11 protein-coding genes are annotated in these 14,087 nt (G+C 40.6%); 3 read left to right on the top strand and 8 right to left on the bottom strand.

The genetic code is table 11. From position 1 onward, the window contains the following. Nucleotides 1-6: 6 nt before the first annotated feature. The 3 genes from QQK00_RS15435 to QQK00_RS15425 form a co-directional block, all read right to left on the bottom strand. Nucleotides 7-1,605, bottom strand: a complete 1,599-nt coding sequence (locus QQK00_RS15435) for a hypothetical protein (protein ID WP_284218519.1) — start codon at nucleotides 1,603-1,605, stop codon at nucleotides 7-9. A gap of 132 nt (nucleotides 1,606-1,737) precedes the next feature. Further along, nucleotides 1,738-2,178 (bottom strand): hypothetical protein, encoded by a 441-nt coding sequence (locus QQK00_RS15430; protein WP_284218517.1) that lies wholly within the window; start codon nucleotides 2,176-2,178, stop codon nucleotides 1,738-1,740. A 149-nt stretch (nucleotides 2,179-2,327) separates the two neighbouring features. After that, entirely contained in the window at nucleotides 2,328-3,449 is a 1,122-nt protein-coding gene (locus tag QQK00_RS15425) for a 3-keto-alpha-glucoside-1,2-lyase-like domain-containing protein (RefSeq protein ID WP_284218516.1), read from the bottom strand. A 121-nt stretch (nucleotides 3,450-3,570) separates the two neighbouring features. Here QQK00_RS15425 and QQK00_RS15420 point away from each other — a divergent pair, with 121 nt between their 5' ends. Then, nucleotides 3,571-4,482 (top strand): AraC family transcriptional regulator, encoded by a 912-nt coding sequence (locus QQK00_RS15420; RefSeq protein ID WP_284218515.1) that lies wholly within the window; start codon nucleotides 3,571-3,573, stop codon nucleotides 4,480-4,482. A 472-nt stretch (nucleotides 4,483-4,954) separates the two neighbouring features. Here the strand turns inward: QQK00_RS15420 and QQK00_RS15415 are convergent, their stop codons facing one another. Beyond that, nucleotides 4,955-6,571, bottom strand: coding sequence for a glycerol-3-phosphate dehydrogenase/oxidase (locus tag QQK00_RS15415; protein ID WP_284218513.1), 1,617 nt, complete (start codon nucleotides 6,569-6,571; stop codon nucleotides 4,955-4,957). Nucleotides 6,572-6,816: 245 nt separating this feature from the next. On the opposite strand from QQK00_RS15415, the gene glpK reads away from it, so the two are divergent. Then, nucleotides 6,817-8,304 (top strand): glycerol kinase GlpK, encoded by a 1,488-nt coding sequence (glpK, locus tag QQK00_RS15410; protein WP_284218512.1) that lies wholly within the window; start codon nucleotides 6,817-6,819, stop codon nucleotides 8,302-8,304. 77 nt (nucleotides 8,305-8,381) lie between these two features. On the opposite strand, the gene QQK00_RS15405 is transcribed toward glpK, so the two are convergent. From QQK00_RS15405 to QQK00_RS15395, 3 genes are all read right to left on the bottom strand, one after another. After that, on the bottom strand, nucleotides 8,382-10,499 hold the full coding sequence (locus QQK00_RS15405) for a right-handed parallel beta-helix repeat-containing protein (RefSeq protein WP_284218511.1): 2,118 nt from the start codon (nucleotides 10,497-10,499) through the stop codon (nucleotides 8,382-8,384). Between the two features lie 608 nt (nucleotides 10,500-11,107). Further along, nucleotides 11,108-11,578, bottom strand: coding sequence for a low molecular weight protein-tyrosine-phosphatase (locus QQK00_RS15400; RefSeq protein WP_284218510.1), 471 nt, complete (start codon nucleotides 11,576-11,578; stop codon nucleotides 11,108-11,110). Between the two features lie 100 nt (nucleotides 11,579-11,678). Beyond that, nucleotides 11,679-12,575 (bottom strand): M14 family zinc carboxypeptidase, encoded by an 897-nt coding sequence (locus QQK00_RS15395; protein ID WP_284218509.1) that lies wholly within the window; start codon nucleotides 12,573-12,575, stop codon nucleotides 11,679-11,681. A 92-nt stretch (nucleotides 12,576-12,667) separates the two neighbouring features. Between QQK00_RS15395 and pepE the strand changes: the two genes are divergently transcribed. Further along, nucleotides 12,668-13,360 (top strand): dipeptidase PepE, encoded by a 693-nt coding sequence (pepE, locus tag QQK00_RS15390; protein WP_284218508.1) that lies wholly within the window; start codon nucleotides 12,668-12,670, stop codon nucleotides 13,358-13,360. Here pepE and bioD read toward each other — a convergent pair. Then, the gene (bioD, locus tag QQK00_RS15385) at nucleotides 13,346-14,047 is read right to left on the bottom strand and encodes a dethiobiotin synthase (protein WP_284218507.1); all 702 of its coding nucleotides are present in this window, start codon (nucleotides 14,045-14,047) and stop codon (nucleotides 13,346-13,348) included. The genes pepE and bioD overlap by 15 nt on opposite strands. Between the last annotated feature and the right edge of the window lie 40 nt (nucleotides 14,048-14,087).

The following is a 14,087-nucleotide window of genomic DNA, read 5'->3' as shown; positions in this document are numbered from 1 at the left end:
CTTATACTACTCAGGCAAACCATACACAGTAATCGGCGGCGCCGGTTGATCATCCTCATGATCGCCCACGACGTATATCAAATCATTGATGATTGTAAAATCACTCGGTTCAGACACATCTTCAGGATCGATGTCAAAAACCGACAGAATCTCGCCATTCAAATTAAGCTTTAGTACCTTTGTAAATTGTTGAGATAACACATAAATCGCGCCATCATAATATTCGACCCCTTGCGCATCATATTGATGAATGCTGCCATCGACTTCACTTGCAAATGTTATGTCATGACGACTGAGCAAGGAAAATTCGTTATCTAATACTAACAACTCATCTTCGGTATCAGGGCTATTGTCATCGGGTATCAAATAGTACTCGCCGGTCATTTTATTTTGCGTTAAACCCGCATAAATATATGTATCACCTTCGCTACTGGTAATGTCTAATTCATATTCTTGCGCCAAATTATATTCGCCATTAGCAAGCTCAAAGCGCCCAACTAAACCTGCGTCAGTAATTGCATAATACTGAGTACTGTCTCCGATAATCGCTTCGGTGCACCCTTGATTACAATTTATACTATCAAATGACAACTTAGTTGAATTCTCTAAGGAAAAGTCTTCACCCAATACATATGCCTCAGCTTGATCTGTAATCACTAGCCATTTACCATCATCGGCTGCATGAATCCCCGAGGGCTGCAATATAACCTCAGGCAACGCAATAGTATCACTGACCTCCAAGCTCACAGAATCTTCAATGGGGCCAACACCGAGCAGTTCTTCCTTGTCGGCCAAGACATACAAATTCTCACTCATTGAATCGATACTGACGATTAACCTTCCATCACCAAAAATCGTAATGTCATTGAATATACCATCTGTATCGAAGCCCTCAATATGCCAACCATCAATAAGAGAAAATTGAGAATCTGACGTGTCTATTTGAACAATTGCACTCTCATTGTCTTTATTCACAAGCATGGTTAACACTTTGTTGTTAACGTGCAAGCCAGTAACGCTATCAAGCCCTTTTAACTTTGTTTTACTAAACTCACCTGTTGAAGTATTTAAGGCAACTAACATGGTATTATTTTTGTCATATAACCATGCAGTGTCAGTGGCATCTTCTTTAGTAATTTCCGTGAATTCGGCATTCGCATTGCTAAACTCGCGAATACTTGACCCATCCAATGCAAAAGAAAAAACACCTTCATCACCTTTAACTGACCAATAACTGTCATCAAAAGCGACAAAGTCTAGTGCATCTAAATGATTGGAAGGCGTATCTTCAATCAGTAAATAGGGTAACTCGCTTTCACCAGCGTCAATCGCACCAAAGGTTTGTTTATGTTGTAGAACGTTTAAAAACGGCGGGGAAAACTGAATTGCATCAATATTGTCGAGGCGTTGAAATTCAAAATCGTATTTTACAAACTTAGCTAATGGGAAGTCTTCAACCATAGACTTGTCTATTTGTTCTAGCGCTAAATTAAGTTCAGGCGTATCAGATTCGTTAGGTAGTATGGTGTTTTTATCAGAACTCGAACCACATCCAACCATGATAAACGCTGATGTTATTGCTACCGCTAATAATGACTTTTTCATATATTTACTCGTATTTAAATAGGTGGAGTAAATATTCTAAGTAAGGGGTCGTGTAGAAAGTGTGAGCACTTTGTCAATTATATTTCACATTTACCGACAGCTAGCAGGATTTTTATGATGCTAGTATCACCATCAAAACTTGTAAGCGAGGGTCAATGTGGCGCTCGTGGAAGTTTCAATATCGCCCTTGTCTGCCAAAAAGCCGCCGTCATCTTCTCTGGTAATACCCAAACCAGTACCAATAACAAAACCTTCTTGTTGAAAGCCGTTAAAGTGATAATCGTAAGTGACAAATAAAAAGCCATCTTCACTTTGAAGTTCTTCTCGACCAAGTGTAAAACCATAAGTGTGCTTAGACCCTTTGCTAAAGGTTGTTTGCATTCCTACCGAAACACCAACAAGTCCTAACGCACCATAATATTTTGTTTGCGCCGATTTGTACGCGACTTTCACACCTAAAAGACCGCCATATTGGTGGCCAACGCCAACAGATGTTTCGTATTTATGCGCAAATGACGGCGCGGAGAATAATATAAGTAAGAACAACGACGATACAACAAACAACAACCGCATAAAATTCCTTTTAAATAAAAACCACTTGTTTAAACAGATAGTAACAATAGTAGTTTTAACATAAAGTGTCGAAATTGAATATAGATTAGCGTCACTAATCGGTCTTAATCAAGACTTTACTGCTGCACTGCTGCGTTTGATACTCAAACTTAATCAACAGCGCAGTCAACTAAATGTACTTGAAGTCCCCACCCGCCAAAACTGTCGGCTACAACCATTTGAAGCTGATTTTCACCGTCTTCAAGCGGTAAAAATAGCGTAAGCTGTTTGTCGTGTAATACACCTTGCTGCCGATTTTGCGCATAACGGTAGCTATGATCCGCATGCCCAATAATTTTCCCATTTAACAACACGCTTATAGTATCGCTAAAGCCGAGGTTAATTTGGCATCGCTGAATTTTGTTAGATCTTAACATCGTTTCTGCTACTACAGCATACAAGCGCATTCCTCTGGGTATTTGCCGAGATCTTAGAAACTCGAATATCCCATCCTCTTGCGCAGTCACAACAGACCAATCTTTTTCTTTCAATGACTCGGGTATACTTTCAAGCGGATCTTTGGTCGCCTCAAATACCGGAGAGACGTTAAGCGTAGTTAAAAAGTGGCTATTTGAGTTTTTGGTACTTGTATTTGATGTGGCCGGCGTATCGTTAGACTCGATAGAAATGTTTTTGATGTAGGCACTATATTTAGCTTCACTGCCATTTGGAATAAAGCCTCTCAATGATACTGAGCCCTTTTGTTTTTTGCCAGTTAGGGATAAATCGTTGAATACTAGGGTTTGATGGTCTCCCACCCACATATTTAAATAGTCATCATAGAACGATACTTTCACTTTGATCCATTGATTTGCAGGCAACGATGCTGTAGCGGTTCCTTTACTACCATGATAAATCTGCCAAGCACTTCGGCCTTGAAAGACAGGTGAATATTGCAACGTATCTGGCGAATTTGATTTATGCGTTCTTAAATACACATGCTCAGATTCTCGACCTTGCTCTCTGAAATAAGCATACACAAACGCTCGGTCCCCTTCACTCATCATTTCGAATTCAATCGTCCCATTCATTAGCTGCTGGTCGAGTAAAGTCAATTTTCCAGACGTTAGTTTGAAGACTTCTTGATTGTCTTTTTTCACGATGTGAACGCCTTTATCGCTTAGTTTCCATTTGGACGAGTCAATATTAGTTAAGGCTTGTGAGTATTGAATTTGAAAAAGAGATAAGGCCAAAATAACTGATGCTACTAATGTCTTGAATCGACGTTTCATAATGCGTTACTACCTATAGTAAATTATCTTCGCTTATACTATAAAAACGAAAGCAAACTAGATACTCAACTATTATGCAAAAAATGTCACATTTCGTTGATTAGGTAAAAAGAAATAAATAATGGGCGACTCAGTTTTCTCTAAACCAATAGATATAAAAGCCATCAACTTCGTTACCAATAAATATCAACAAAAGTTGTTAGTAGATGTCGCGTGGATTCACGAAATGCCATCTTTCAGAAAAACAACAGAACCCTACACACTTAATTTTTATGATGTCACATTGATCACCGGTGGAACGGGCAGCTTCTGGTTAGATGAAAAACACTACGAATTAAAACCTCAGCAAATATTATTTACGACCCCAGGTCAAGTGCGACGTTGGTATACCGAAAATCTAGAAGGAATATGCTTATTCTTCCCAGCGTCATTCTTTTTAAAAGAATTCAACGATCCATTGCTATTGCATCGATTTAATTATTTTCATACAAAAATTGGCCCTGAAAACTTAGTGCTTGATCAAGACCAAAATCGAGCATTAGTGTCAAAACTCTCAACGATGCAACACGAGATTGCACATTTACGAACCGACAGCCAAGATGTCTTACTGGCAAAGGTTTACGACGCACTTTTGTACATTAATCGCATTTACACAAAGCAGTTTGGCCAGGTTCAAGAAAAAACCCAATATGCCAAGATAAGTAAATTTAGACATTTACTTGATCGGCAGTTTCATCGGTATCACAAAGTTGCAGAATACGCTTCGATGCTTGCGTTAACCCCAGGCCACCTAAATGTGTTGTGCAACGCGCAGTTGGGCTGCTCTGCGAGCACGCTTATTAAGATACGTTTATTTACAGAGGCCAAAAGACAGCTAATACACTCTAATGTCAGCATCGAAGAATTGAGTGAAGTCTTAGGGTTTACAAACACTTCATATTTTTGCAGGGCATTTAAACATGAGCTTGGATGCACCCCACTTCAGTACCGCAAGACAGCGAAATTGAGCAAACTCTACGAGCAAAAAAGATAGAGGCTGCAGGGAAACGACACAATAAATGTTACAACGTAATTGCTAGCTTTATTCCGTTACCGGCTGCCTACTAGCAAGCGTCTTATATTCATTTTGCGAATCAAAAACCCTGCGCCCAAGTTGGTATAAATTTTTAGGCCTGACAACAAATATATGCGGTAGAAAATGATCCCAGGGATAAAACCGACAACTGGAAAAAATCCACATGCTGATGTCACTATTTAGGTTAGCGAAATTCGTTTCCTAATATCTTGAATATATTGAAGGCCTTCATCACGTGTGTTAAAAAATGGTCTATCACAAGCTTTGCAATGACTTGCCATCGTTGCTGCTTTTTCCAGCGCAATAAGAACAGCAAGATGCCATTAGGAAGTACAAGTATGCTAAAAAAGCCAACTATTGCCGCTATAGAAAACACGTTAACGCAAAGTAATATAGTGTGCCATCATCAGAATTGACTGTCATGACGAGTTCAACCATCTAGTTGCTCGACATGCGCAATGTATTCCTGCAACTTTTTATCTGCATTTTCACCAAATAAAATACTGCACGCTTCTTTTATTCCTTTAGTGCCAATAATATCTCGCTTGCGCAATACCATTTCTATCTTTGACCGACGTCTAAGAAAATCCTCTAAACGAGTAATCATCTCTCGTTTGGCGGCATAGTGCAGTTCGGCTCGCAAATATTCAGCATTCTCCATCAGTTGCTCTGCCTGTGACGCATCTCGTTGAATTTCATCTAATATTTGCAAGGCGTTAATGTCGTAACGTCGCCAAAGTCGTGTACTTAACTTTTCAGAAGAATAAGCAGGCGTCATCTCATCCAACTTGATTAATTTTGCTCTATATTCAAATTCTTGTTTAATGTTGCTAGGCGATTCGCCGTACCAAACTTTGTCCTTTTGCGCCAACGTTACGCCTAATTCACTTACAATATCACTAATCTCTTCACCAACGTTGATGCAATCCGTTAACTTGCCACCAAAAATACTTAAATATTTGTTTTCAGTATTAACGTCAATAGCATGTTTGCGAGACAGTTGAACCCAATCTGCGTTTCCACTTTCGCCTTTCACGGCTAATGGCCTCACACCACAACGTTCAGAGATAATGTCAACTTCCGTTAGCGGCCTTTCCAAATCAAGTAATGAATTAACGTTGTCCAGAATAAATTTCCTGTCCTCTGCCGTGACATAGGTTACAGGGTTTTCAACCTTGTCATCAGTTGTACCAATACACGTTTTTTGTCCCATAGGAATAACGAAGAATAAACGCCCATCACTGGCAAAGAAAGCCAATACTTTATCTACTTTCGTCAGTTTATTTACAATGAGATGAACACCTTTGGAAAACAAATGTCTGTGTGCCGTCCTTTCTTGGCTAATGTGATTAAAATGGTCAACCATTGGTCCACAGGCATTAATAACCACTTTTGCTCTGATCGTAAGTTGTTCGCCGCTCTCATCATCGTTAGCAGATACTAGCCATAAGTTACCTTGACGCTCACTTTTTGTCGCCCCTACATAGTTGGCAACAACCGCGCCATTATCCATGGATGAGCGAATAAAGTTATAAACAAACCTAGCGTCGTTGTCATGTAAAAAGGCATCGGAATATTCGAAACCACCTTGTGAATTTGAGACATCAATCACAGGCTCGACATCTTTTATTTTTTTAGGCGACAAAAAAATTGGTTGTTTGGTAAAAAAGCGTCCCATTACCCAATAAAGCATTGTCCCAACAAATACAAACCACGCAGGAAAGCGAAACCCTTTTTGCAAGGTCGTAAGAAACCTTATCTCTCTCACTGTAGAGGGGTAACTTCGCATTAAATGATTTCGACTTTTACATAGCTTATTTACGAGCAAATACTCATGATTTTCTAAATATTTAATCCCCCCCCAGGCTAGATTAGAGCTGTTTGATGACGTCTGTCCCGCAAAGTCGCCTTTATCAATTAGGGCAACCTTAGCCCCTTTTCGGCTTAAGGCCGCAGCCGATACCGCGCCATTAATGCCGCCACCTAGGATCAACACATCATAGAGTTGACTCTCTAGCTTTTTAAGGTTGGTCTCGCGTAATTGCATGAGATTTTAAACTTGATTTTATTTATCATATAAATAATATATAAAATTATAAATTAAATGTAAATGACCAAGCTAAGAAAGATATTTGAGCGTTTGAACTGTAAACAGAACAAATATTGGCATGGCTTACATATACGTTAAATTGTTGTTAAATTAAACCTAAGCACCGAACCTTTGCTAATACTAGACGTCATTTGCGAGCGCTCCATCAAACTAAAACGACTTTGAGATAGGACAAACATACTATGCCGACAACTGCGATACTTTCAATTGATCAAGGAACAACCTCAAGCCGTGCCATTGTGTTTTCACTAAGTGGTCAACCTATCGCAAGCGCGCAATACGAGTTTACGCAATATTATCCACAAAATGGTTGGGTTGAGCACGACCCCGAAGAAATCTGGGCAACCACATACAAAGCGTGTAAAGAGGCACTCGCTAAAGCGGCCGAAAGCGATGTTGACGTTGTGTCAATTGGTATCACAAACCAACGAGAAACCACACTCGTATGGGACAGATCAACGGGCAAAGCAATATATAACGCGATTGTTTGGCAAGATCGTCGAACAGCGCCTACCTGCAACAAATTAGCACCTTCATTGGCATCCGTCAGAGCAAAAACTGGTTTGCTGTTAGACCCGTATTTTTCTTCCACTAAAATAGCGTGGATCCTAGATAATGTTGAGGGAGCAAGGCAATTGGCGAACGAAGGAAAATTGGCCTTTGGTACTGTCGATAGTTTTCTGATTTGGCGGCTTACAAATGGAGAATCTCATGTAACAGATGCAACCAATGCCTGTCGTACAAATCTATACAATATTCATAATAATCAATGGGATAATGACCTTTTAACGCTATTTAATGTTCCCAGTTCCGTATTGCCAAAAGTACTCGATAGCGCAAGTGATTTTGGTACAACAGCGCAAGGCCTCTTTAATACACAAATCCCAATAAACGGTGTTGCTGGTGATCAGCAAGCGGCGTTATTTGGCCAATGCTGTTTTAACACCGGTGACTTAAAGAGTACATACGGCACAGGTTGTTTTGCCTTACTCAATACAGGCAAGTCTGCCCTGCCCTCTCAAAACAAACTACTGACGACCATTGCATATCGTATAAATGGTAAAACCACCTATGCACTTGAAGGGGCAATTTTTACAGCGGGAGCTAACGTACAATGGTTAAGAGATGGGATTAAAGTCATAAAAGTAGCCAAAGAAACCCAAGCCTTAGCAGAGTCGTTAGACTACGATCACGGTGTATTTTTAGTCCCAGGTTTTGCCGGTTTAGGCGCACCTCATTGGGAACCAAACGCAAGAGCAACAATGTTTGGCATGACCCGAAACACCAACAATGCACACCTTGCACGCGCCGCACTAGAAGCCGTTTGTTACCAGACTGCTGATCTACTATCTGCAATGAAACAAGATGGTGCAAACTCTACAAGTGTATGGGTAGACGGCGGAATGGTTGGCAACGACTGGCTCTGCCAGTTTCTAGCGGATATATTAAATATAGAAGTAAAGCGCCCTGCGATGATGGAATCCACGGCATTGGGCGTTGCCTATTTAGCTGGCCTTTATCAAGGTTTGTATAAAGACTTTGAGGAAATATCTACGCATAAAGCGTTAGATAAAGCGTTTTTGCCAGCGATGCCAAATGATACTAGAGATCATTTATGCGCTAAATGGGAGGTTGCAGTGCAGTCTACACTGCATTTTGCGAACGCATGATTTTCAATCATTAGTAGCTAGACAGTCCTATATATTCCGCAACCCCAAAGATTTCATATAGGCAAGAGAAAACGGTTTTAAAGCCGTTTTCTAACAAGCAGTGCCATAGCAAGAAAAACCAATACACCGCCGAATGAGCCACCTGAACTGCTTGGCGCATCGACTTCTGGTGTTGGTGTTGGCGTCGGTATTGGCGCAGGTTCCGGTGTCGGTAGTGGCGCCGGTTCCGGTGTAGTATCTGTTATTGTAATGGTATGTATATCAGACTCACCTGCCATTGCGTTAGAAATAGACCCCATAGCTATTACAATATTCTCACTTTCATTTTGAATATCATCTGTGTCAACAGAAAAAGTAAAGCTACCTTCCATACCGCTCGTTATCTCAATTTCACCGTTGTCAGCATTGTGATCAGCACCAATAGTAGCAGTCCCCGAAATAGTATAAGCAATCAATACAGGATAGCTTATTGCCAGATCGGATAAAACAACCGACACAGTCACAGTATCGCCTTCGTCTATCGTTTGATCTTCCGAAAAACTAACCGTTGGTTCTTGTTCATTCGGGTTAGTACAGTCCTCGCCTGGCAAGCCATAACACCCCAACCCCGTCGGACCTAGTTTACGTTCCCAATTAATACCCGCTACCCAATCTGCGTTGTCGCCGCCTAGCTCATAGGCTCCGACGTCAGGTTCACTATCAGCCACATCGTCAGTGATATCATCAATTACACGACCTGCATCAATTGGAGACGTACCAGCCCTCAATCTAAAATCACCATCGTCCAAGTTCACAAAAGGCGAACTTGCTACCGTCAGGTTATTTTGCTTGTCCGATTGAAGCTCCCATTCATCACTGTCCGACAGGTTATTCCACACATTCACATTCGAAAATGCCGTCCCCTCTTTATGCCAAGCCCCCATCACTGCGCTACCATTGTACATGGTGTTGTTGTATATATTAATGTCAGTGCCATCCCAATTAATTTGGATGCTACTCCATTCGGTATTCCAAATTACATTGTGATGAACACTAAATGCCTCAGCGTCATTGTCTAAATATATACCCGCTGCTTTTGATTTGTCACCAGACGAATAGGCATCGTGCAGCCAGTTATGGTGTATTTCAGTATTGCTAGGACCACCAACGGTATAAAACAATCCACAATCGTCAGCAATTAAGTTACTACGAGAAATATCGTTGTATGCATACTCTGCAAAATCATTAAACCCTTGAATGGCATCACGGCCGCCCCGAGTAATAAGATTGTTTAGGACCTTAGTATGATTTCCGCCGCGCGCATTAATTATCGCGTCATAATTACCTAAATAATTAAAATCGTGAATGTATGAATTTAAAATTTGAGTGTTTTCACCAGAATCATAAATGCCAGTGCCTGAGCCAAAACCTATTTCGCTTTTCTCAATAATATTATGTTGAGTATTGAATTGATTCCAATCACTTCTAATATTTACGCTCTGGTTGCCAGAAGCAAAACCAGTCACAACACCCAAGGTATAATTCCCGTAAAGGCTGGTGACGCCATAAATATGGTTAAAAGATGCGCCTCCTGTAATTTCGATAGAACCGCCAAACACCGCTAAATTTTTGATGTGAATGTAACTGCGCGCAGCTAAATCAATAGTCGTCACGCGCTTGCGCATACTTATCTGGTTCTCACGTGGCATGTCGCCATCAGGGAGCTGTACATAAAGTTTTTTAGTATCTGAGTCAAAAAACCATTCATTCTGATAATCCAATACTTCTTTAATCCCTTGAAGAAAAAAGTCACCGCCGTCTGCAGGCGCATGGAAAGTACGTATCCAAGTCGGATTTTTATCAAGTTCAAACGTAACGCGCGTACTAGTATTGTCAGTGATAAACTCACGCCATGTTGTCCAGCCAGACACCGGTTTATCACCATAGAAGTATAGCGATCCACCTTTTGACCAATCACCTTCGGGAATGCCATCGGCATACTCTAAATATGCATTGTTTACTACTTCACTACTGCTACCGCCAGTGTTTCGCAAGGCGTTCTGTGTAAATGGATCACCATCTATATTGTTCGGCCAACGCGCCAAGTCCATGGCAACGTTGTCTTGCATAACAAAGTTCTGCTGACCTAAATCCCAATCGACATCCGTCACATAAATATTCGCCTGATCGCGCTGCCAGCCGGATAAGTTTTGCATTGCACTGATGATAACTTTTTCATCTTCATACGATTGAAAAACAATCGGATTGTTTTCAGCACCAGAATTTGCAGGTGCAAGTACCTCTTCATATGTTCCTTCTCTTATGTAGACTGTATCTCCAGCGACTGCCTATTGTGCTGCTTTAGTCAAAGTTAAGTATGGATTTTGTAAGGTACCGTCAGAAGAATCATCTCCGTTCTTTGCGACATATATCTCTCTCGCCAAAGAACTTATCGAACACAAAAGTATGCTTAAAACTAAAATTACGCGGGTTAAATTGATAGTCATTGGTGTACGTGTTACATATTAGTCATATAATTAACAAAACAGCAATACATTTTAAATACAAATTATATTTTTTATATTTGCACAACCAATTCATAGGAATACAATTCCCCGTCCATCGAATCGGATGCTGCATAACGGAAAGATACTTGGAGGATTGCTTAAGAGGATTATTGCTGAAACAAAGAAAAATCAGTAATCACAAGGTAACGGAAAACTAAGATAAAACATTTTACGTTACATCGTATTTAAATTTATGATTCCAAATTTGTATAATATATTTTTTACGGTACATTTTTTACGCGCGTTAGCCAGCTATCTTAACCCGCCACCTTAAGCAAAAGGCCATCGCTTGCCTGCTCAATTAAATCAAGTACTAACTCAAATCCTTTTTTACCGGTGTAATAGGGATCAGGCACCTCATCAAATTCAGAGTCACAATAACTCATAAACAATTTTACTTTATGTTTATGTTCATCAGGACATTTGCGCAATAAATCTCTTTCATTTGCCTTGTCCATTGCAATGATAATGTCAAACTTATCGAAATCACTCTCGTGAACTCTTCGGCATTGTAGATTAGATAGATCATATCCTCTAGAAAGGGCGACCTCTTGAGAGCGTTTATCTGGCGGACTACCAATATGATAACCACCAGTTCCCGCACTATCAATCGTCACTTCGATACCAGAGTTAGACGCTTTGTCACGAAACACGCCCTCAGCAGTCGGAGACCGACAAATGTTACCAAGACAAACAAATAATAGAGAGGGGGATGAATTTGCAGCCACAATACGTCCAAGTGTTTCGTTACTATTCAACAAACTAAAGTATAAAACATGGTGATTAAGCTTTCACCCTTTAATTACCTATAAATACTGATTTTTAAAATCAATCAATAATATCCCCCTCAACATTCATTGGTAAATCATTGTATATCTTTTCTTTTCCAGATATGTCGCTACTGGCGGACAAAAGCGACAATGCATGGCAAAGAGCAACAAAGTTAATCATTCTGGGCATTTGACGATTTGAGTCAGCGGCATCATATCCGGACTCAATCAAAATGCAGGGGATATTTTTTGTCGCCGCAAGGTCACCAAACGAACTTGATGAATATGTATCATCATAACGTGCAATTTTTCCTAGAAAACGAGGCGTGATCAATTCAACACTGCTGCCTATCAACTGCATAGCATGGCGTCTGGCAGTAGTTATGGTCTTTTGTTCATCTGGAGGGGGTGCCATAAAAGCAACGAGCGTTTTCGCGCCATTTTCGCCTGCAGTGTAATATGGATTTTGATCATGTAAATTGAACGCAAGATTGGGATGAAGATCATCCATTAATTTGCTCAAAATGCGCCCTTCTGGCGTCTGCAAGACTATAGCGTCTCTATTAATATCAATACCTTGGGCGTTTTCGCGCGTCACTGCTGCCGCACCATCAGGGTTTAACATCGGCACAATATGCAATGTAATATTATCACGCCACTCCTTGTACCAACGCCGTCCACTGTCACACTGAATGAATAAAAGTAAATCAAGTAAGCTTGATGTAGCGGTAGGTTCGTCTCCATGCATTTGAGACCACGCAAATACTTTAGTCGCTCCGCGCCCAATAGTTACTAGATTAATGGGACGCCCTTCATATGAGTTAGCGACCTGAACAACATCAATATCAGAACAATTTATGCCTTGCAGCACACCTTGTACATCTTCAAATACAATGTGTTTTTTATTGAGTCCACTGTGTTTATATTTACCATGCAATTCAAAAAAATCTAGCATTTGCCTATTCACTTTTTAACGCTTCGAAAATTTGCTCTTCGATAAAAAATCCCTATACTTCAAGCACTTTTATAGCAAGAGTCATCCAATTAATGCAAATTTTAATGTTAAGTAGTTCAAGCTATGGCGAATATGCTTACCTAGAATACGCCACCACCTGGATAAGTGAGTTACTTGGAACATCTAAAAATGTGCTTTTTATTCCCTACGCTGGCGTTACTATTAGATGGGCGGATTACACACAAAAAGTCCAATTGGCGTTACCTGATTTAAACATTACTGGCATACATGAGTACGAAGACCCTGTTGATGCTATTCAAAATGCCAAAACAATAATGGTCGGCGGTGGAAACACTTTCAACTTACTAGCAAATTTATATAAGTACGAACTATTGGATCCGCTGCGCCATTGTGTCGAACGCGGGACAAAGTATATCGGTTGGAGTGCAGGTTCTAACATCTGTGGCAAAACAATTTCTACGACGAATGATATGCCGATTATAGAGCCACCGTCGTTCAATGCCTTGGGCTTCGTGAATGCGCAATTAAACCCGCACTATACGGACTTTCACCCCGAAGGTTTTCACGGTGAGACAAGAGACCAACGCATTCAAGAGTTTTGTGTACTGCATCCTTCAACACCAGTGTTGGGTATCAGAGAAGGTACCGCATTATTACGTACAAATGACTCACTTCGCTTATTAGGAAACCTTAATGGTGAATTATTCTTGAATGACAAGAAAACCCCTTTTAGCGATAGTACAGACTTGTCAGAATACTTGTGACCAATATTCAGTTTTGTTAAATGAAACGCAGCTAGCATTTTTATTACTCGCATACGGCACTTCCGCCAATAGTGGCGCATCTAACAATTTAGTTAACGTTTGTTTGTTGTCCTCATAGTTAAGCATGCTTGCTACACAACGGTTCGCAATCCAGCCAACGCACGTTAAGCCATCCTTTTTGATGGCTTCATATGTTAACACTGCATGGTTTAGACAACCCAAGCGCATGCCCACGACTAAGACAACCTGCATTTTATGATGCGCCACAAAGTCAGATAAAAACTCACGTTTTTCGGCGTGTTTGTTTGCACTTAATGGTAAGCGCCAACCACCTGCCCCCTCGGTTAAGAGTATGTCGGGAGCAAGTGAACAAGCATTCTTGTAGTGTCTAGACAATACTGACACCGATAAATCAACTTGTTGCGTTGCTGCAGCAATATGCGGCGCAATTGGCGGTTCAAACGCAATTGGGTTAATAACATTGTAATCTGTATCGATCGTGCTCGCTGCTTGCAAAGTTAACGCATCTTCATTTCGTAAGCCATTCGTTGAGTGTTCACAACCTGCCGCAATGGGTTTGAAGCCTAAGGTACGCGGATAGTCTTTTTTCAGAGCATCCAACATCAACTTACTAACAAAGGTCTTACCTACGTCAGTGTCAGTGCCGGTAATAAAAATTGAGCGCATGATACGTCCTTTCTCAAATAGTTGGCGATCCTGAATCTCA

Origin of the sequence: Agaribacter marinus (genome assembly GCF_030160655.1) — a bacterium.
Lineage (GTDB): Bacteria > Pseudomonadota > Gammaproteobacteria > Enterobacterales > Alteromonadaceae > Glaciecola > Glaciecola marina.
Note: the sequence above shows the minus strand (reverse complement) of the source record. Positions and strands in the feature narration are given on the sequence as shown.

Bases quoted from the DNA above. Each gene is read 5' to 3' on its own strand.
- QQK00_RS15435 (WP_284218519.1), bottom strand. From the start codon at position 1,605: ATGAAAAAGTCATTATTAGCGGTAGCAATAACATCAGCGTTTATCATG.
- QQK00_RS15430 (WP_284218517.1), bottom strand. From the start codon at position 2,178: ATGCGGTTGTTGTTTGTTGTATCGTCGTTGTTCTTACTTATATTATTC.
- QQK00_RS15425 (WP_284218516.1), bottom strand. From the start codon at position 3,449: ATGAAACGTCGATTCAAGACATTAGTAGCATCAGTTATTTTGGCCTTA.
- QQK00_RS15420 (WP_284218515.1), top strand. From the start codon at position 3,571: ATGGGCGACTCAGTTTTCTCTAAACCAATAGATATAAAAGCCATCAAC.
- QQK00_RS15415 (WP_284218513.1), bottom strand. From the start codon at position 6,571: ATGCAATTACGCGAGACCAACCTTAAAAAGCTAGAGAGTCAACTCTAT.
- glpK (WP_284218512.1), top strand. From the start codon at position 6,817: ATGCCGACAACTGCGATACTTTCAATTGATCAAGGAACAACCTCAAGC.
- QQK00_RS15405 (WP_284218511.1), bottom strand. From the start codon at position 10,499: ATGCAAAACTTATCCGGCTGGCAGCGCGATCAGGCGAATATTTATGTG.
- QQK00_RS15395 (WP_284218509.1), bottom strand. From the start codon at position 12,575: ATGCTAGATTTTTTTGAATTGCATGGTAAATATAAACACAGTGGACTC.
- pepE (WP_284218508.1), top strand. From the start codon at position 12,668: ATGCAAATTTTAATGTTAAGTAGTTCAAGCTATGGCGAATATGCTTAC.
- bioD (WP_284218507.1), bottom strand. From the start codon at position 14,047: ATGCGCTCAATTTTTATTACCGGCACTGACACTGACGTAGGTAAGACC.